Consider the following 19,277-nt stretch of genomic DNA (forward strand, 5'->3'; position numbering starts at 1 on the left):
ATCAGCTGACCTCTACGATGATGCTACCCGTCAGTAATAAGGCGCAACCCCCCGAGCCATACATGTGGCCGATTACTCTTTGCCCCATGTACGGCTACGACCAGCATCAGGGCGCGCAGCAGCCGATGGGGGGCGGCTACGGCGAGCAGCCGCTGTACCCGGAACCCTCGCCGCCCTCGCTGGGCGACGCGGTACGGGCCTTCACGACCGGCTCGCTGGCCGCCGAGGACTTCCAGCAGATCTTCGCGACCTCGAAGGTCTACTGCCCGCGCGGCGACAATCCCGGCTTCCTCGCGCTGCACAACACCCAGCAGCCCGTGATCCCGATGTTCACCACGCTCAAGGAGCTGCGGCTGTACGCGGGCAAGGAGTCCAAGTACTTCGTGATCACCGGCGCCGAGGTGATCGACCTGCTGCCCACCGGCTACGGCTTCGTCCTGGACATGGAGGGGGAGCACCGGATGGTCTTCGACGCGAAGGCCGTCGAACAGATGGTCGACTTCGCGATGCGCCGCATGTACGGCTAGACGCCGTTGCCGCGCAGACGGCTGATCCGTCGATCCCAGGCTTCCGGAAGGGGCCCGTACCGCCGCCGGTACGGGCCCCTTCCGGCTGTCCGGGCCGTGCGGGAATGGACGGCACCTTGCAGGATGTTCACCATTCAACTAAATTGGTTCCAGAACAGTCCCCCGGAGGTGGCTCCCATGCCCGCAGTGACCGTCGAGAACCCGCTGACCCTGCCCAAGGTGGCCGCTTCCGGCGACGCCGCGGCCCGTCCCGTGCTCGCCGTGACCACGGCGCCGAGCGGCTTCGAGGGCGAAGGCTTCCCGGTCCGCCGCGCCTTCGCGGGGATCAACTACAAGTACCTCGACCCGTTCATCATGATGGACCAGATGGGTGAGGTGGAGTACGCGGCGGGCGAGCCGAAGGGCACGCCCTGGCACCCCCACCGCGGCTTCGAGACCGTGACGTACCTGATCGACGGCTCCTTCATCCACCAGGACTCCAACGGGGGCGGCGGCACCATCGGCAACGGCGACACCCAGTGGATGACCGCCGGGTCCGGGCTGCTGCACATCGAGGCGCCGCCGGAGTCCCTGGTCATGTCGGGCGGCCTCTTCCACGGCCTCCAGCTCTGGGTGAACCTGCCGAAGGCCGACAAGATGATGGCCCCGCGCTACCAGGACATCCGCGGCGGCCAGGTCCAGCTGCTCGCGTCCCCGGACGGCGGCGCGCTGCTCCGCGTCATCGCCGGTGAGCTCGACGGTCACGAGGGCCCCGGCATCACCCACACCCCGATCACGATGATCCACGCCACCGTGCGCCCCGGCGCCGAGGTGACGCTGCCCTGGCGCGAGGACTTCAACGGCCTCGCGTACGTGCTCGCCGGGCGCGGGTCCGTCGGTGCCGAGCGCAGGCCGGTCCACCTGGGCCAGACCGCCGTCTTCGGCGCCGGTTCCTCGCTGACCGTGCGCGCGGACGAGAAGCAGGACGGGAACACCCCCGACCTGGAGGTCGTCCTGCTCGGCGGCCGTCCCATCCGCGAGCCGATGGCGCACTACGGGCCGTTCGTGATGAACAGCCAGGCCGAACTGAAGCAGGCCTTCGAGGACTTCCAGGCCGGCCGCCTCGGCACCGTGCCCGCCGTCCACGGCATGTGACCCCCGGCCGGGCCCGTGCCGCCGTCGTGCGGCACGCACCCGGCTCCGCCGCCCGCGCCACTGTGTGACGCCCCGTCACTCGTACGGCGGCGCGGGCGGGACACCGCTCCCGCGCCGTGTTCGGCTGGGCGGGTGCAGACCCAGAAGCCACTCCTGCCCGACGGCGCCCGGCGGACGGCCGCCTGGTGCGGTGTCGTCCTGCTGGTCGCCGGTGTCGCCGCCGTCGGCGTCTGGCTGTGCGTCATCTTCAAGACCGCCGTCACGCCGGTGCTGCTCGCCCTGCTCGGTACGGCGCTGCTCGGCCCGGCCCACCGCCGGATGACCGCCCACGGCGTGAACCGCTCGGTGGCCGCCGGGCTCACCTGCGCCCTGCTCCTCGCCGTGGTCGGCGGCGCCGGCTACATCGTCGTGGCCGCGCTCGTCGACACCGGCGACCAGATCGTCCGGTCGCTGAAGGACGCCGGGCAGTGGGTCGTCGACCACTTCCAGGTCGCGGACGACCTGAGCGTGGACGACCTGGAGGCCAACGCCCGCAAGCTCGTCGAGAAGTTCGGCGCGAGCGCCGCGGGCGGGCTGCTCACGGGCATCAGCCTCGTCGGCTCCCTCATCGCCACCAGCGTCCTCGCGCTGCTGCTGACCTTCTTCTTCCTGCGCGACTCCGACCGGGCCGCGAAGCTCGCCCACACCATCGCCCCGCGCGGCACCGGGGACATGGTCGAGGCCATGGGCCGGCGGGCCTTCGAGGCGATCCAGGGTTTCATGCGCGGGACGACGCTCATCGCGCTGATCGACGCCGTCTGCATCACGGTCGGGCTGCTGATCCTGCGGGTGCCGGGCGCGGTGGGGCTCGGCGCGCTGGTGCTCGTCGGCGCCTACATCCCGTACCTCGGCGCGTTCATCTCCGGGGCCGTCGCGGTCCTGGTGGCGCTCGCCGACCGGGGGTTCGTGATCGCGCTCTGGGCGCTCGGCGTGGTGCTCGCCGTCCAGGTGCTGGAGGGCCATGTCCTCCAGCCGATGATCCAGAGCCGTACGGTCCAGATGCACCCCGCGATGATCCTGATCGCCCTCACGGCCGGGGCGAGCGTGGCCGGCATCCTCGGCATGCTGCTGGCGGTCCCGCTGTGCGCGGCGGCCTTCGGCATCCTCGGCGAACTGCGCAAGGGCGGCGGGGCCGAGCCCCGGCCGCCGGAGGAGCCCGCCTAGCGGCCGTGCGGAGGGGCGTTACGGGCGGGGGCCCCACGCGGGCTTCTCAGAGGTCGTCGAAGGCGTCCAGGTCCGGCACGGCCGGTTCCGGCTGCTCGGCCTCGTTCAGCTCGAACCAGATCGACTTGCCCGCACCGCGCGGATCGACCCCCCACTGGTGCGCGAGCATCTCCATCAGCACCAGGCCCCGGCCGCTGGAGGCCATCTCCCCGGGCCGCCGCTTGTGCGGCAGCTCGTCGCTGGCGTCGGCCACGTCCACCCGCAGGCACCGCTCCCCCGGCGGTCCGGTCGCCTGGGCGACCATCAGCGCGTCGCCGTCCGTGTGCACCAGGACGTTCGTGGCCACCTCGGAGAGCAGCAGCACCGCCGCGTCGACCTGGTCGGGGTCCGCCCAGTCGTGCAGCAGCTCCCGCAGCAGCTGCCGGGCCGCCGAGATCCGCTCGGGTTCGGCCTGGGCGATGGTCAGCGCGGTCCGCCGGGCCACGGACGGGGGCGTGACGGACCCCTCGCGGCGCAGCAGCAGCACCGCCACGTCGTCCTCGCGCCGGTCGGCGAGCGGCCCGGTCGTGTAGTGCGAACCCGGCCCGTGCACGGCCTGCACCAGCGCGTCCGCGAGCTTCTCCAGGTCGCCGGTGTGCCGTTCCAGGATCGGCCGGAGCCGGACCCAGCCGGTGGCCAGGTCGTGGCCGCCGGTCTCGATCAGCCCGTCCGTGCACAGCATGATCGTTTCACCGGCTCCGAGGACGATCCGGGTCGTCGGATAGTCCGCGTCCGCCTCGACGCCCAGCGGCAGCCCGCCCTCGGTCTGCCGGATGACGGCGGTGCCGTCGGCGGTCATCACCACGGGGTCGGGATGGCCGGCCCGTGCGATCTCCAGCACCCCGGTCTCCGGGTCGGCCTCCGCGTACAGGCAGGTCGCGAAGCGGGCGGCCGTGCCGTCGTCGTCCTCGTGGGGCTCGGTGAGACCGGAGAGGAAGCGCGAGGCGCGCGCGAGCACCGCGTCGGGGCGGTGCCCCTCGGAGGCGTACGCGCGCAGGGCGATCCTGAGCTGGCCCATGAGCCCGGCCGCCCGTACGTCGTGCCCCTGGACGTCGCCGATGACGAGGGCGATGCGGCCGCTGGGCAGCGGGATCAGGTCGTACCAGTCGCCGCCGACCTGGAGGCCGCCGCCGGTCGGCACATAGCGCGCGGCCACGGTCATACCCGGGATGCCGGGGCCGAGCGAGGGCATCATCGTGCGCTGGAGGCCCAGCGACAGCTCCCGTTCGGTGTCGGCGGCACCCGCGCGGGCCAGCGCCTGGGCGAGCATGCGGGCCACGGTCGTCAGCACGGACCGCTCGTCCGGCGAGAACGACACCGGGTGCCGGAATCCCGCCATCCAGGTGCCCATCGTGCGCCCGGACACGATCAGCGGCAGGAAGGCCCAGGAGCGGCGCCCGAACCGGCGGGCCAGCGGCCAGGTGGCGGGGTAGCGGCTGCGGTAGTCGTCCGGTGTGGGCAGATAGATCGCCCGGCCCGTCCGGACGACCTCGGTGGCGGGGTAGTCCGTGTCCAGCGGCATATGGGTGAACGGACCCTCTTCGCCCACGCCGTGCCCGTGCTGCCCGACGATGGTCAGCCGCTCGCCCTCGACGCCGAAGACCGCGAGGCCGTCCGGCGAGAACCCGGGCATGGAGAGGGAGTACGCGACCCGCAGCACCTCCGTGGTGGACCCGGCCTCGGCCAGCGCCCGCCCCGCGTCCAGCAGGAACGCCTCCCGGGAGCGCCGCCAGTCGCCGGTGATCGCGGTGCGCGTCCCGGCGGCGCCGGGCGGGGGCTCGGCGACCTCCTGAAGGGTGCCGACGAGCACGTAGTCCCTGTTGCCCTCGCCGCCCGGTGCGGGCCGGGAGCGGCTGCGCACGGTGCGCAGGACCCGGCCGTTTCCGTCCACGATGCGCAGCCGCGCCTCGGCGAGGGTGCCCTCGGCCACGGCCAGGCCGACCACCCCGGCGATCTCGTTCCAGTCGACGGGGTGGAAGCGGGAGCGGACCTCCGACTCGCGGAATACACCGGGCTTCGGGGGCAGCTCCAGCAGACGGGCGGCCTCCGCGTCGAGCGTGACCGTCCCGGCTCCGTTGTCCCAGCGCCACAGCCCGGTCGCGGTCGCGGCCAGCACGTCCTCGGTGCGCATTGCCCCACTTTAAACCGCCCTGTGCGAGGACGGCAGCGATGCGGAGCCGCGGACGATCTTGGTGCGGGCAAAGACAATGAAACGCCCCGGTCGCGGGCGGTAGCCTGGGAGGGCTGATTTCTCCCCCAACCGCGAAGACTGGATGAACGACGATGCATCGGTACAGGTCCCACACCTGCGGCGAGCTCCGCGCCTCTGACGTCGGCACCGACGTCCGGCTGAGCGGCTGGCTGCACAATCGCCGAGACCTGGGCGGCATCCTCTTCATCGATCTGCGCGACCACTACGGTCTGGTGCAGCTCGTCGCCCGCCCCGGCACCCCGGGCAACGAGGCGCTGGCCAAGCTCACCAAGGAGACCGTCGTACGGATCGACGGCAAGGTCTCCGCGCGCGGCACCGAGAACGTCAACCCGGACCTGCCGACCGGCGAGATCGAGATCGAGGTCTCCGAGGTCGAGGTGCTGGGCGAGGCCGGCCCGCTGCCCTTCACGATCAACGCCGAGGACGGCGTGAACGAGGAGCGGCGCCTGGAGTACCGCTTCCTGGACCTGCGCCGCGAGCGCATGCACCGCAACATCATGCTGCGCTCCGCCGTGATCGCCTCGATCCGCTCCAAGATGGTGGCCCTCGGCTTCAACGAGATGGCGACGCCGATCCTCACCGCGACCTCGCCCGAGGGCGCCCGCGACTTCGTCGTCCCGTCCCGGCTGAACCCCGGCAAGTTCTACGCGCTGCCGCAGGCCCCGCAGCAGTTCAAGCAGCTGCTGATGATCTCCGGCTTCGACCGCTACTTCCAGATCGCGCCCTGCTTCCGCGACGAGGACGCCCGCGCCGACCGTTCGCCGGGCGAGTTCTACCAGCTCGACGTCGAGATGTCCTTCGTCGAGCAGGAGGACGTCTTCCAGCCGATCGAGAAGCTGATGACCGAGCTGTTCGAGGAGTTCGGCAACGGCCGTCACGTCACCTCGCCGTTCCCGCGCATCCCGTTCCGCGAGTCGATGCTGAAGTACGGCAACGACAAGCCGGACCTGCGCGCGAAGCTGGAGCTCGTCGACATCTCCGACGTCTTCGCGGACTCGGGGTTCAAGGCGTTCGCCGGCAAGCACGTCCGCGCCCTTCCGGTGCCGGACACGGCGGGCCAGTCCCGCAAGTTCTTCGACGGCCTCGGCGACTACGCCGTGCAGCACGGCGCCAAGGGCCTGGCCTGGGTCCGCGTCGGCGAGGACGGCACGCTGGCCGGCCCGATCGCCAAGTTCCTCACCGAGACCGACGTCAAGACCCTCACCGAGCGCCTCTCGCTCGTCCCGGGCCACGCCGTCTTCTTCGGCGCCGGCGAGTTCGACGAGGTCTCCAAGATCATGTCCGCCGTCCGCGTCGAGGCCGCCAAGCGGGCCGGCCACTTCGAGGAGGGCGTCTTCCGGTTCTGCTGGGTCGTCGACTTCCCGATGTACGAGAAGGACGAGGAGACCGGCAAGATCGACTTCTCCCACAACCCCTTCTCGATGCCCCAGGGCGGCCTGAAGGACCTGGAGGAGAAGGACCCGCTGGACATCCTCGCCTGGCAGTACGACATCGTCTGCAACGGCATCGAGCTGTCCTCCGGCGCCATCCGTAACCACGAGCCCGAGCTGATGATCAAGGCCTTCGAGATCGCCGGCTACGACCGCGAGACCGTGGAGCACGAGTTCGCGGGCATGCTCAAGGCCTTCCGCCTCGGCGCCCCGCCGCACGGCGGCATCGCCCCGGGCGTGGACCGCATCGTGATGCTGCTGGCCGACGAGCCCAACATCCGGGAGACGATCGCCTTCCCGCTGAACGGCAACGCCCAGGACCTGATGATGGGCGCCCCGACCGTGCTGGACGAGACGCGGCTGCGCGAGCTGAACATCCAGCTCCGCAAGCCGGCCACCTCGGCGAAGGACGCGCAGAAGTAGCGCTGTCCGACCCGCGCGCCCCGCACCGGGGTTTCACGTGAAACAGCCCTCGGCCACCTCCGGCCGGGGGCTGTTCCGCGCTCGCGGGGCCGTCCACAGGAACGCACAGCCCGCTCCCACGCCCCTGCCAGCTCGGCTCCCTAACGTTCCCCGCATGACAGAGACTCAGGGACCAGCACACAAGCAGGACCTGACCCGTCGCCGGGTGATTCTCGCCGGTGGCGCGGCCGTCGCCGCCGCCGGAATCGGGGCCGGAGCCGTCGCGAACGCCTCGGCCGGAGAGGGCCGGAGCAGCGGTGCGAAGAAGCCCTCCGGAAAGGCCGGGACGTGCTACCGCCTGACCTCGGAGACCACCGAGGGCCCGTACTACATCGACGCGGACAAGATCCGGAAGGACATCACCGAGGACAGGGAGGGCATCCCGATGACCCTCCGCCTCAAGGTGATCGACACCGACACCTGCAAGCCGCTGAAGCACGCGGCCGTCGACATCTGGCACTGCGACGCGCTGGGCATCTACTCCGGGTACGAGAGCGTCAGCTCCGGCGGACCGGGCGGCGGCACCCCGCCGAGCGACGCCCCCACGGACGCACCGACCGGCACCCCGACCGACGCCCCCACCGGCACCCCGCCGACCGGTACGCCTCCGTCGGGCGGCCCCGGCGGGGGCGGCGGCCACACCGAACCGACCGACGACGAGCGCTATCTGCGCGGCACCCAGCTCACCGACAAGAACGGGTACGTGGAGTTCCGCACGGTCTTCCCGGGCTGGTACCAGGGCCGCGCGGTCCACATCCACACCAAGGTGCACGTCGGCGGCAAGCTGACCGAGGACGGGTACGAGGGCGGGCACACCTGCCACACCGGCCAGTTCTTCTTCGCGGAGTCCGCGGTCCTCGACTCGGCGAAGGTCGCGCCGTACTCCACCAGCACCACCACGCGCACGACGCTGACCGAGGACACCATTTACGACCGGAGCGGTGTCACGGGCGGGCTGCTGAAGCTCTCCTACCGGAAGAACCACATCGCGCGCGGCGTCGTCGGCTCGATCACCATGGGCGTGGACCCCGACGAGACGCACGACGGAACGGACCTCTGACCGCGCGCACCCGACGCGGTCGCACCGGCCGCCCCGCAGAGCCTCCTCAGGCCTCCGTCCCCCCGCGGAGTCGAAGGGCCCGGAACCCGTATACGGCAGGGTTCAGGGCCCTTCGTGCGCTCCCGGCCGCGAGGGCCGCCACGGACGGCAGGGACGGGCGGCCGGATCCATGCACATGGGCGAATCACCTGAACAGCTACGGCCGGATGGGCTGCGGCGCGGATTGGGCGGTGACGCGGGCGGCAATGACTGGGTGGGCCGACCCCGGCGCATTGACTGCTGAGGAGCCCTCCGTGCCCGTGCCCCCTTCGCGCGCACCCCTGCGCCTGCCGCACGTCGTCTGCTCCCTGGTCCTGCTGGTGCTGCTCGCGGGGTGCGGAGCGGGCGGTCTCGCCGGTACGGAACTGAGCGGGCCCACTACGGAACACACGCCGGTCCGGGGCGTACCGGGTCCGCCCGGGGCCGCCGCGTCCGCAGCCGGGGCACCGTCGCGCGAGGTGCCGTCCGTGCCCGCGGCCTCGCCGCGGCCCACGGAGATCCCGGGACTCGGGCCGAGGACCCGGGCGGCGATCCCGGCCGGGGCACGGCAGGCCTTCGTGGTGACCGGTGAGGGGCCGGACTCCAACCGTTCGACCGCCGTCCTCTACACCCTGGACGGGCCCACCGGCCCCGGCTGGCGGGCCTCGCTGGGCCCGTGGCCCGCCCACAACGCCCTCAACGGCTGGACCGGCGAGCACTGGGAGGGCGATCTGCGCTCACCCGTCGGCGTCTTCACGCTGACCGCGGCGGGCGGCCGCCTCGAACCCCCGCAGACGGCGCTCCCGTACGAGCTGAGCCCCGACTTCGCCGTGACGGGCGAGGGGTTCCACGGGGAGCCGCTGGAGGGCTCGTTCGACTACGTCGTCGCCATCGACTACAACCGGGTCCCCGGCACCTCCCCGCTCGACCACACCCGTCCCCTCGGCGAGGAGCGCGGCGGCGGCATCTGGGTCCACGTCGACCACGGGGGCCCGACGCAGGGCTGTGTGTCGGTCACCGAGGACCGGATGAAGGAACTCCTCGGAGCGCTCGACCCGGAGCAGAAGCCCGTCATCGTGATGGGCGACGCGGAGTCACTGGGCCGCTGATCCGCCGCCCCGGGCCGGAGAGCTTTGCGAAACGTCCCTTCCCGTATCAAGGACGCATCCTGGGAGGGAGTGGACACGCATGCACGAGGCGAGGGACATCACGATGCGGGTACTGGTCGCCGAGGACGAGGAAATCCTCGCGGAGCTGGTCGCCACCGGACTGCGGCGGGCCGGTTTCGCCGTCGACACGGTGTACAGCGGTGATGCCGCCCAGGCCTACCTGGGGCTGCACGACTACGACGTGGTCGTCCTCGACCGCGATCTGCCCCGGGTGCACGGCGACGACGTGGCACGCGGACTTGTCGCCTCCGGCTCGCGCACCAGGATTCTGATGCTGACCGCCGCCGGGTCCATGGAGGACCGGGTCGCCGGGCTCGACCTGGGCGCCGACGACTACCTGGGCAAGCCCTTCGAGTTCCCCGAACTGGTCTCGCGCGTACGCGCCCTGCGGCGGCGCAGCGCCCGGCCCGTACCGCCGCAGCTGGAGCGGTACGGCATCCGGCTCGACACCGTACGGCGGTCCGCCACCCGGGACGGGCGGGACCTGGACCTGTCGCCGAAGGAGTTCACCGTGCTCCAGCTGCTGCTGGAGGCGGACGGCGGGACGGTCAGCGCGGAGGAGCTGCTGGAGCGGGCCTGGGACGCCAACGCCGACCCGTTCACCGGCGCCGTCCGGGTCTGCATGAGCAAGCTGCGCGGCAAGCTCGGCGAGCCCGCCGTGATCCGTACCGTCCAGGGCGTGGGGTACGCCCTGTGAAGCGACCTGTCTTCCTGCCGCACTCCACGATCAGGACCCGCATCGCCCTCGTCTACGGCGGGGTCTTCCTGGTCCTCGGCACGGCGCTGCTCGCCACCGTCAACCTGGCCTCGCGCGCCGGTACGGACTCGCAGGCCCGCGCCATCGCGGCCACCGCCGTCGTGGTCCAGCCCGGCTACGCGGTCAACGGCCCGCTCGTCAGCCGCCGTCTCGGTCCGCCGACCGTCTACGACCTCACCGACCACGTCAGCGACGCGGCCGGGCACCAGCTGCTCATCTGGTCGGCGGCCGCCCTGCTGGTGATGACCGCGTGCGCGGTGGGCGTCGGCTGGTGGACGGCGGGGCGGGTGTTGCGGCCCGTCCACGCCATGACCGCCAAGGCCCGCAAGCTCTCCGAGCACACGCTCCACGAACGGATCGCCTCCAGTGGCCCCGACGACGAGCTGAAGGAGCTGGGCGACACGCTCGACGCGCTGCTCGGCCGGCTGGAGCGGGCCTTCGACAGCCAGCGGCGGTTCATCGCCAATGCCTCGCACGAACTGCGGACCCCGCTGGCCACCCAGCGCGCGGCGATCCAGGTCGGTCTGGACGATCCGACGCCCGAGGATCTCGTACGGACCCGGGAGACGCTCCTCGACAACAACCGGCGCAGCGAACGGCTCATCGAGGGGCTGCTCGTGCTGGCCCGCAGCGAACGGGGGCTCGCGGCGAGCGAGCGGGAGCCGGTGGACCTGGCCCGGGTGGTGGCGGAGGAGTCGGCCCGCTGTCCGGGCGTCCGGCTCGACGCCCGGCCCGGCCCGGTGCGCGGGAACCGGCTGCTGCTGGCCCAGCTGGTGGCGAACCTGCTGGCCAACGCGGTGACGTACAACGTGCCCGGCGGGAGCGTCGACGTGTCGGTGGTCCCGGCCGGTGGCGGGGTGCTGCTGGAGGTCCGCAACACGGGGCCCGTGGTGGACGCGGCGGACATCCCCGGGCTGTTCGAGCCGTTCCGGCGGGGCGAGGGCAAGGACCGGATGGGGCCGGGCTCGGGGCTCGGCCTGTCGATCGTGCGGTCCATCGCGGTCGCCCACGACGGTACGGTCACGGCGGTGCCGGGCCCGGGGGGCGGGCTCGCCGTGACCGTACGCCTGCCGGCGTCTCAGGAACCGGCGGCCGTCTCGCGCCCGGCGATCCACGCGGGGAGCGCGGCGAGCAGCTCGCGGTAGAACGCGGCGTCCGCCACCTCGCGGGGTGCGGGGCCCGCGTGCAGGAAGCCGGTGTTCGGGGCGTCCAGCTTCCGCAGGAAGTCGAAGCCCTTGGCGTCCTTCTCGCCGAACGCGACGAACTGGAAGAACAGCGGCAGCCGGGCCGCCGCGTCGATCGCCTGGCGGGCGGCCTGCCGGACGTCCGGAGGCCCGTCCGTCTGGAAGACCACCAGCGCCGGGTCGGTCGACCCGGACGCCTCGTAGTGCGCGACGACCTCCTCGACCGCGCGGTGGTAGTTCGTCCGGCCGAGGCGGCCGAGGCCTGCGTTCAGCTCGTCGATCCGGCCCTCGTGGCCGTCCAGCTCCAGCGTGCCGGTGCCGTCGATGTCGGTCGAGAAGAACACGACCCGCACGGTGGCGCTCTCGTCGAGGTGCGCGGCGAGCGCGAGCGTGCGGTCGCCCAGGTGCTGGGCGCTGCCGTCCTTGTAGAACGGGCGCATGGAGCCGGAGCGGTCCAGGACCAGGTAGACGGTGGCGCGCAGCCCGGTCAGCCCGTGCGCCTTCAGCCCGGCCTGCGCGGCCTTGTACGCCCCGGCCAGCTCGGGCGCGCGCGCCTTGACCTTGGCGAGGGGGAGTGCGGGCCTGCCCGGCGCGGCGGGGGCGGCCGCGGCCGCCTCGGGGGCCCGGAGGGGTTCCGGGTCGGGCTCCGGGTCCATGTCGATGATGATCGCGGCGGGCGCGGCGGCCTCGGGAGCGGGGGCCGCGACGGGCTCCGGCTCGACGGCGGCCTGCGGCTCGGGGGCCGCGACCGGCTCGGGCTCGACTGCGGCCTGCGGCTCGGGCGTTGCCACGGACTCGGGCTCGGCGACCGGCGCGGGCTCCGGGGTCTCGCTCGCGATGACCGGCTCGGGCTCGGGGGTCTCCGACGCGGCGACCGGCTCGGGGGCTGCTACGGGCTCGGGTGCCGGCTCGGCGGCGGGGGCGACCGGCTCGGGCTCTGCGATGGGCGCCGCGGGCTCCGCGACCGGCGTCTCGCTCTCCGCGATCGGCGCGACCGGTTCGGGGGCCGTTTCCGGCTCGGCGGGGGCCGCCTCGCGCGGCCCCTTGCCCTGGGCCGGGACCGTCGGCGTGGCAGGGTTGTCGAAGGCGGCCGCCACCAGGTCCGCCGCCTTGGTGTCCTCGTCCGACGACGCGGGCGCCGGCACCGGGATCCTGACGGGCGACTCGTCCTCGGCCGCCGGCTCGTCCACCGCCACCGACTCCGACTCCGCGGTCCGGGAGCGCTCGCCCTGGGGCGGGACCGTGGCCGTCGTCGGCTCGTCCTGTTCCGTGCGGTCACGGCCGAACACCTTGCGCAGCAAGCTCCGAATGCCCATGGGCGAGGCCTTTCGCATGAGTTGGGTGCGATGAATTTCCGTACTGCGGGAATTGATCCCTGGCCAGGGCGGATACGTAAGGTTAGCGGCCGGATCAGGCCTCCCGGCTGCACGGCCCGCATGTGGGACAACCGAGCCGCAACCGAGTCCCGACCGAGTCCTGGGCGCCCGCACGGGCGTTCCTCGCACCGGTGCTTCACCTGCGCCGCAGGGGCGCCGAGTTGACGTGAGGACATGCCGTCCGGCCGTACGGCTTACAGTCGGACGCATGGTTTCCGGTGAGGCTCCGCAGACGGAGGGCAGCGTTCGGATCGATGTCTGGATCTGGTCGGTCCGGCTCACGAAGACCCGTGCGCAGGCGGCCGCCGCCTGCCGTGCGGGTCATGTGAAGGTCGCCGGTGAACGCGCCAAGCCCGCGCAGCCGGTGCGCGTCGGTGACGAGGTGCGGCTGCGGCACGCGGGCCGGGACCGGATCGTCGTCGTGTCGAAGCTGGTGAAGAAGCGGGTCGGGCCGCCCGTGGCCGCCGAGTGCTTCGTCGACAACAGCCCGCCTCCGCCGCCGCGCGAGGCCGCGATCCAGGTGCCGGTACGGGACCGGGGCGCGGGCCGGCCGACGAAGCGGGACCGGCGCGAGATGGACCGGCTGCGCGGCTGGGGGCCCGGTCCGGAGGAGTGAGTCGGGCGCCCGCCTCAGCAGTGCCCGGGTGCGCGCAGCACGATCACGGTCTTGCCGCGCGCCCCGCCCGCCCGGTTGCGCTCCAGGGCCTGCGGGGCCTGCTCCAGCGGGAACTCGGCGTCGATGAGCACCCGCAGCACCCCGTCCGCCGCGCCCGCCGCCAGCACGTCCAGCAGGACCGGGTTCGGGTCGATCCGGAAGTCGACGCCCCTGACGCCCGCGGGCAGCCGGGCCCCGGCGGCGGTGCCCCGCGTGGAGAGCGCGATGCCGCCCGGCCGGACCGCCGCGGCGTGGACGGCGAACGCCTCCGGTGTCGCCGACGCCAGGTCCGCCAGCGCGTCGATGCCGTCCGGGCAGACGCTCCGCAGCGCTTCGGCGGGCGGACCGGCCGTCAGATCGACCGTGGCGGCGGCGCCCAACGACCCCATCGCGGACCGCTCGTCACCGCGCACCGCCGCGATCACCCGGATGTCGCGGGCGCGGGCGAGCTGGGTCAGACAGCAGCCGATCCCGCCCGCCGCCCCGACGACCAGCAGGGTCTCGTGGCCCCGTAGCGCCACCGCCTCCAGGATCTGGGCGGCGGCCGTCCCGGCGGACGGCAGCGCGGCGGCCGCCCGGGGATCGAGACCGCGCGGCACGAGGGTGATCGCGGAGTCCTGCGGCACACAGACGTACTCCCCGTAGGTCCCGCACGCGTCCGGCACACCCGCGCCGCCCGTCGCGCCCGCGTCACCCGGAGCCGCACCCACCGCCCCCGCCCGCCCGAACACCACGTCGCCCACGCGGAAGCGGTTCTCGCCGCCGCCGATCATGTCGACCCGGCCCGCGTAGTCGACGCCGACGACGAACGGGAAGGAGCGAGGGGCCGGGGCGAGGTCCCCCGCCGATCCGTCCACGACCTGCCAGTCCAGCGGGTTCAGCGAGGCGTACTCGATCCGTACCCGCACCTCACCGGGCCGGGGCTCCGGCTTGGGCAGCTCGACCAGCACCGGGTCGGCCCCGGGCCCGCTGACGGCGATGGCTCGCATCCGTACACCTCCCAGTCGTACCGCTCGGTGGGAACGTCCCCGTCAGTCCGCGGTCGGCGCCGGCAGCACCCGCTGGGCCCAGATCCGCGCCGCCACCGCGCACACCGCGATGCCCAGGCCGAGGCCGAAGACGATCCACACCGTGGTGCGCAGTGAGGAGGTCAGCGCGTCGTAGACGGCCGCGGCGGCGCCGGTGTCGCTGTCGGGGACCTCGTCCAGCACCCGGTCGCGGGCCAGCGCGAGCACTCCGCGCAGCACCAGCGCGCCGAGTGCGAAGCCGGCGGCGGTCACGGCGGTGGCGGACAGCGCGGCCAGGGACCGCAGCCGGCGGCCGGGGCCGCCGCGCACCCAGGCGAGCACGATCGCGAGCAGCGCGAACACCAGGGTGCCGACGGCCGGCCACACGCTCGCGGCGCGCAGCCACCGGAAGCTCTGCCGCAGCTGGTCCGCGCGGTCGGCGGAGACCAGCTGGATGTCGGTGTGCTGGACGGGGATCCGGTCGGCGAACGGCACCCCGTTGTCCACCAGGTTCTGCTTCACCTGCTCCGTGACGGGCGCCAGGTCGATCGTGACGCTCTCGCCGCTCTGCCCGTCCAGCGCGGCGGTGACCGTCTCGTGCGCGGTGCGGTTGGCGGCGGTCCAGGCGTCCTGGAAGGCCTCGGTGGTGGTGAACGACCCCACCGCCTGGTGCAGGAATTCGCGCACGGTGCTCTGGAGCGGTCCGACGTCGATCTGCTTCATCGCGTTGTCGGTGATGAGGTCGGCGACGGTGCTCTGCACGGCGGGGTCGTCGGCGAGCGGGGCGACGGCGGCCACGTAACGGTCCGTGTCGTCGATCTCCAGGTCGACCCAGGCGGACAGCGCGCTCAGCGGCACCAGGACGGCCAGCAGCACCACCAGCGCTGCCGAGAGAGCCACCGAGAGATACGTCCGCACCCCTCCAGGGAATCCCGGATGGCGGCGGCGCGCCCCGGGCCGTGGGCCATCCGAGTTGCCGGGCGGCCCGACCAGGTGTGCTCTGGAGGGAAAGCGGGGGCGACGGAAGGAGCTCTCTGCCATGGCCGCACACGCTTCGGTGCCGGCACGCGGGAGGCACGCGATTCCCGCCCGGCACCGCCCGGTCCTCAGCTGGGCGATCCCGGTCACGCTCGGCGTGATCATGGGCTGCTACGCGACCGCCATCGTCCGCGGCGGCGGGGTGCTCACCGGCACCAGGCTGGCCCTCGGCCTTGTCTCCGGCGCCGTGCTCGCGGTGCTCTGCTTCGGGCTCGGCCGCATCCAGAACCGGCTGCCGCGCGAGCTGCGGGCCGCCGCGTACGGGGTGCTGACCGGCGGTTCGATCGGCTTCCTCTACAGCCTGTCCGGCGCGAGCATCCTGTCGGCGTCGGTGCTCGGCCTGATCCTCGGAATCGGCGGACTGCTCGCCGCGTACTACTACTTCTACACGCGGGAGTGACCCCCGCACCCACCCGCGCGTCGTCGATCCTTGACCTTCTCCATGGGGGAAGGCCAAGGATCGAGTGTGCCGGGGCGGGAAGTCCGCCCGGTATGAGGAGGAGCGCGGTGACGACGGACGACGGGCGGGGTCCCGGCGCGGCACTGGTGACGATCGGGACGTTCGCCCGGCTGTCCCGGCTGTCCGCCAAGGCGCTGCGCCGCTACGACGAGCTCGGCCTGCTCCCGCCGGCCCTGGTCGACCCGGTGAACGGCTACCGGTACTACGACCCGGCGCAGGTGCGGGCGGCCCGGCTGGTGGCCTGGCTGCGCCGGATCGGGATGCCGCTCGCCCGGATCAGGGAGGTGATCGCGCTGGAACCCGGCGCGGCCGCCGCGGCGATCCGGGCGTACTGGGCGCGCGTCGAGGCGGAGACGGCGGCCCGCCGTGACCTCGCGGCCTTCCTCATCGACCAGCTGTCGACGGAGGACGTCATGACATCGGTGGGCACACTCGGAATCCGCTACGCGGCCGGCACCGACACGGGAGCGGTGCGGGAGACCAACCAGGACGCGGTCTACGCCGGTGCCCGGCTGCTCGCGGTCGCCGACGGGTTCGGCGCGGGCGGCGCGGGGGCCAGCACGGCGGCGATCGAGGCGTTGAAGCCGCTGGGCGCGGTCCCCGCGGCGGAGTTGCTGAACAGCCTGCACGACGCGGCGGAGCGGGCCGCGCTCGCGGTACGGGACGCGGTCGCGGGGAGCGCGGCGCCGGAGGAGTCCGGCACAACGCTGACGGCGATGGTGTGGACCGGCTCCCAGCTGGGGCTGGTGCACATCGGGGACTCGCGGGCGTATCTGCTGCGCGGGGGCGAGCTGTTCCGGATCACGCACGACCACAGCCTGGTCCAGTCGATGATCGACGACGGTTCGCTGACGGAGGAGGAGGCGTTCTCGCACCCGCAGCGCGCCATGCTCCTCAAGGTGCTGTCCGCTGACGGCCCGCAGGGCTCGGGGCCCGATCTGGCCGTCCGGGACGCCCTGCCCGGTGACCGCTATCTGCTCTGCTCGGACGGGCTCTCGGCGGTCGTCGACGGCGGCGATCTGGCGCGGGTGCTGGCCGGGGCGGACGGGCCCGGCACCGCCGTGCGCGAGCTGATCGCCCTGGCGGAGGCGGCCGGCGCCCCCGACAACGTGGCCTGCGCGGTGGCGGACGTCGTGGAGCTGTGAGTACGCCGGAGGGCCCCACGCTGTGAGTACGCGGGAGGGCCCCGCACCACGCGTGGTGCGGGGCCCTCCCGGCTGCCCGGGGTGGTCAGGCGCGGACGACGGTCACCGGGCACGAGGCGTGCTGGGTGACGTGCAGGCTGACCGAGCCGAGCAGGGTCGCCTTGAAGCCGCTGTACCCGCGCGCGCCCACGACCAGCAGGTTCGCGCCCTCGGCCCGGTCGAGCAGGGCCTGCGCCGGGTTGCCGATCACCACGACCTTGCTGACGGCGGCGGCGCCCTGGGCGCCCAGCGCCTCCTCCAGCGTCTCGGTGAGCGACACCGTGGCCATGGCCTGCGGGTCGAAGTCCTCCGGCAGGCCCGGCATCATCGACGCCCAGCTGGTCGCGGGGTACTCCCAGCTGTTGACGGCCTCCACCGTGTCACCGGTCAGCTCCGCCTGGCGCACGGCCCAGTGCAGTGCCTTGACCGACGACTCGGAGCCGTCCACGCCCACCACGATCCTGCCCATCTCTTCCTCCAGCTGGGTTCTGCGGTTGTGCTCGGTCCGTGCTCGCGTCACGCCTTCCCGTACGACTCTAGTCAAAACGGTCGAAACGGCGATTCCCGCGGGTCCGGTCAGGCCGGGCGCAGGGCGGCGAGCTGCTGCTCGAACGGGACCACCTCGTCGTCGAGGCCGGGGGTCCGGGCCGCTCCGGAGACCGCACGGCCACCCGTGACGGCCTCGGCCAGCTCCCCGCCCGCACGCCGGATGCGGGCCGGCAGGCCGTCGGCGTACGCGTCGCCCGCCGCGCCCCAGTCCTCCGACGCCGCGTACACCGAGGTCGGCAGCGTGATGGCGCGCAGGTAGGCGAAGAGCGGGCGCATCGCGTGCTCCAGTACCAGAGAGTGCCGGGGGGTGCCGCCGGTCGCGGCGACGAGCACCGGCTTGCCGGTCAGGGCGGTGTTCTCGACCAGGTCGAAGAACGACTTGAACAGGCCGCTGTACGAGGCGGTGAAGACCGGCGTGACCGCGATCAGCCCGTCTGCGCCGGTCACCGCCGCGAGCGCGTCCTCCAGGGCGGCCGACGGGAAGCCGGACACCAGGTGGCCCGCGATGTCCACGGCCAGGTCGCGCAGTTCGATCACCCGGACGTCGACCGGGCGGTCCTGCGCGTCCTCCAGCCGCTCCCGGGCGGCGGCGGCCAGCCGGTCGGCCAGCAGCCGGGTCGACGAGGGGTTGCTGAGCCCGGCCGATACGGCGACGATCCTCAGCGGTTCGGTGGCGAACACGGTCAGCTCTCCTTCGTGAGGGTGGCGGCGAAGGCGGGGTGCAGCGGCGCGGTCTCGGGGACGCCGGCCGGGCGCAGGGCGGCGAACTCCTTGCGCAGGACGGGGACGACCTCCTCGCCAAGGATGTCGAGCTGCTCCAGGACCGTCTTCAGCGGCAGTCCCGCGTGGTCCATCAGGAACAGCTGGCGCTGGTAGTCGCCCACGGCGTCCCGGAAGGACAGCGTCCGTTCGATGACCTCCTGGGGCGAGCCCACGGTCAGCGGCGTCTGCCGGGTGAAGTCCTCCATCGAGGGCCCGTGCCCGTAGACCGGCGCGTTGTCGAAGTACGGACGGAACTCCCGTACCGCGTCCTGCGAGTTCTTCCGCATGAACACCTGGCCGCCGAGACCCACGATCGCCTGCTCGGCGGTGCCGTGGCCGTAGTGGGCGTACCGCTGCCGGTACAGGTTCACCATCTTCTGCGTGTGCTCGATGGGCCAGAAGATGTTGTTGTGGAAGAAGCCGTCGCCGTAGTACGCGGCCTGCTCGGCGATCTCCGGCGAGCGGATGGAGCCGTGCCAGACGAACGGCGGCACGCCGTCCAGCGGGCGCGGGGTGGCCGTGAACGACTGGAGCGGCGTACGGAACTTGCCCTCCCAGTCCACGACGTCCTCCCGCCACAGCCGGTGCAGCAGGGCGTAGTTCTCGATGGCGAGCGGGATGCCCTGGCGGATGTCCTTGCCGAACCACGGGTAGACCGGGCCGGTGTTCCCGCGCCCCATCATCAGGTCCACGCGGCCGTCCGCGAGGTGCTGGAGCGTCGCGTAGTCCTCGGCGATCTTCACCGGGTCGTTGGTGGTGATCAGCGTGGTCGAGGTCGACAGGAGGAGGTTCTCGGTCTGCGCCGCGATGTAGCCGAGCGTGGTGGTGGGCGACGAGGGGACGAACGGCGGGTTGTGGTGCTCACCCGTCGCGAAGACGTCGAGCCCGACCTCCTCGGCCTTCCGTGCGATGGCGACGGTGGCCTTGATCCGCTCGTGCTCGCTCGGCGTCGTCCCGGTGGTGGGGTCGGTGGTGACGTCCCCGACGGTGAAGATCCCGAACTGCATGGCGTCCGCCTCCTGGACTTGTTGTTGAACGTTGAACTAAGTGG

Annotated in this window: 18 protein-coding genes; 11 read left to right on the forward strand and 7 right to left on the reverse strand. The window is 72.8% G+C overall.

All coding sequences use genetic code 11. From position 1 onward, the window contains the following. The first annotated feature begins 86 nt into the window (after window positions 1-86). From EAO73_RS34165 to EAO73_RS34175, 3 genes are all read left to right on the forward strand, one after another. Window positions 87-527 carry an SseB family protein gene (locus EAO73_RS34165; protein ID WP_147975318.1) on the forward strand — a complete coding sequence of 147 codons (441 nt, stop codon included), beginning with the start codon at window positions 87-89 and terminating at the stop codon, window positions 525-527. A gap of 177 nt (window positions 528-704) precedes the next feature. Next, window positions 705-1,661, forward strand: a complete 957-nt coding sequence (locus EAO73_RS34170; RefSeq protein ID WP_147975319.1) for a pirin family protein — start codon at window positions 705-707, stop codon at window positions 1,659-1,661. Between the two features lie 132 nt (window positions 1,662-1,793). Beyond that, the gene (locus EAO73_RS34175) at window positions 1,794-2,864 is read left to right on the forward strand and encodes an AI-2E family transporter (RefSeq protein ID WP_147975320.1); all 1,071 of its coding nucleotides are present in this window, start codon (window positions 1,794-1,796) and stop codon (window positions 2,862-2,864) included. Window positions 2,865-2,910: 46 nt separating this feature from the next. Here the strand turns inward: EAO73_RS34175 and EAO73_RS34180 are convergent, their stop codons facing one another. Beyond that, entirely contained in the window at window positions 2,911-5,034 is a 2,124-nt protein-coding gene (locus EAO73_RS34180) for a SpoIIE family protein phosphatase (protein ID WP_147975321.1), read from the reverse strand. A gap of 152 nt (window positions 5,035-5,186) precedes the next feature. On the opposite strand from EAO73_RS34180, the gene aspS reads away from it, so the two are divergent. The 5 genes from aspS to EAO73_RS34205 all read left to right on the forward strand — a co-directional run bounded on the left by aspS (window position 5,187) and on the right by EAO73_RS34205 (window position 11,156). Continuing rightward, on the forward strand, window positions 5,187-6,968 hold the full coding sequence (gene aspS, locus EAO73_RS34185; RefSeq protein WP_147975322.1) for an aspartate--tRNA ligase: 1,782 nt from the start codon (window positions 5,187-5,189) through the stop codon (window positions 6,966-6,968). A gap of 154 nt (window positions 6,969-7,122) precedes the next feature. After that, entirely contained in the window at window positions 7,123-8,067 is a 945-nt protein-coding gene (locus EAO73_RS34190; RefSeq protein WP_147975323.1) for an intradiol ring-cleavage dioxygenase, read from the forward strand. Window positions 8,068-8,360: 293 nt separating this feature from the next. Continuing rightward, on the forward strand, window positions 8,361-9,194 hold the full coding sequence (locus EAO73_RS34195; protein ID WP_147975324.1) for a L,D-transpeptidase family protein: 834 nt from the start codon (window positions 8,361-8,363) through the stop codon (window positions 9,192-9,194). A 103-nt stretch (window positions 9,195-9,297) separates the two neighbouring features. Beyond that, complete coding sequence (locus tag EAO73_RS34200; RefSeq protein WP_191134337.1) at window positions 9,298-9,951, forward strand: response regulator transcription factor; 654 nt, start codon at window positions 9,298-9,300, stop codon at window positions 9,949-9,951. Beyond that, entirely contained in the window at window positions 9,948-11,156 is a 1,209-nt protein-coding gene (locus EAO73_RS34205; RefSeq protein WP_147975326.1) for a sensor histidine kinase, read from the forward strand. The genes EAO73_RS34200 and EAO73_RS34205 overlap by 4 nt, the downstream gene beginning before the upstream one ends. Here the strand turns inward: EAO73_RS34205 and EAO73_RS34210 are convergent. Then, window positions 11,090-12,511, reverse strand: coding sequence for a VWA domain-containing protein (locus tag EAO73_RS34210; RefSeq protein WP_191134318.1), 1,422 nt, complete (start codon window positions 12,509-12,511; stop codon window positions 11,090-11,092). The genes EAO73_RS34205 and EAO73_RS34210 overlap by 67 nt on opposite strands. A gap of 268 nt (window positions 12,512-12,779) precedes the next feature. Between EAO73_RS34210 and EAO73_RS34215 the strand changes: the two genes are divergently transcribed. Beyond that, a complete protein-coding gene (locus EAO73_RS34215) occupies window positions 12,780-13,187 on the forward strand; it encodes an RNA-binding S4 domain-containing protein (protein ID WP_147975327.1) in 408 nt (135 codons plus the stop codon). 14 nt (window positions 13,188-13,201) lie between these two features. On the opposite strand, the gene EAO73_RS34220 is transcribed toward EAO73_RS34215, so the two are convergent. Continuing rightward, entirely contained in the window at window positions 13,202-14,215 is a 1,014-nt protein-coding gene (locus EAO73_RS34220; protein WP_147975328.1) for an NADP-dependent oxidoreductase, read from the reverse strand. Between the two features lie 42 nt (window positions 14,216-14,257). Continuing rightward, the gene (locus EAO73_RS34225) at window positions 14,258-15,151 is read right to left on the reverse strand and encodes a hypothetical protein (RefSeq protein WP_147975329.1); all 894 of its coding nucleotides are present in this window, start codon (window positions 15,149-15,151) and stop codon (window positions 14,258-14,260) included. Window positions 15,152-15,272: 121 nt separating this feature from the next. Between EAO73_RS34225 and EAO73_RS34230 the strand changes: the two genes are divergently transcribed. Further along, entirely contained in the window at window positions 15,273-15,671 is a 399-nt protein-coding gene (locus EAO73_RS34230) for a hypothetical protein (RefSeq protein WP_147975330.1), read from the forward strand. 92 nt (window positions 15,672-15,763) lie between these two features. Further along, a complete protein-coding gene (locus EAO73_RS34235) occupies window positions 15,764-16,876 on the forward strand; it encodes a MerR family transcriptional regulator (protein ID WP_147975331.1) in 1,113 nt (370 codons plus the stop codon). Window positions 16,877-16,961: 85 nt separating this feature from the next. On the opposite strand, the gene EAO73_RS34240 is transcribed toward EAO73_RS34235, so the two are convergent. From EAO73_RS34240 to EAO73_RS34250, 3 genes are all read right to left on the reverse strand, one after another. Then, entirely contained in the window at window positions 16,962-17,384 is a 423-nt protein-coding gene (locus EAO73_RS34240) for a universal stress protein (protein ID WP_093708017.1), read from the reverse strand. 107 nt (window positions 17,385-17,491) lie between these two features. Next, the gene (locus EAO73_RS34245) at window positions 17,492-18,145 is read right to left on the reverse strand and encodes a CE1759 family FMN reductase (RefSeq protein WP_147975332.1); all 654 of its coding nucleotides are present in this window, start codon (window positions 18,143-18,145) and stop codon (window positions 17,492-17,494) included. Between the two features lie 2 nt (window positions 18,146-18,147). Then, window positions 18,148-19,233: an LLM class flavin-dependent oxidoreductase gene (locus tag EAO73_RS34250; protein ID WP_147975333.1), complete on the reverse strand. Its 1,086-nt coding sequence runs from the start codon at window positions 19,231-19,233 to the stop codon at window positions 18,148-18,150. Window positions 19,234-19,277 lie beyond the last annotated feature (44 nt).

Origin of the sequence: Streptomyces sp. col6 (assembly GCF_008042035.1) — a bacterium.
Lineage (GTDB): Bacteria > Actinomycetota > Actinomycetes > Streptomycetales > Streptomycetaceae > Streptomyces.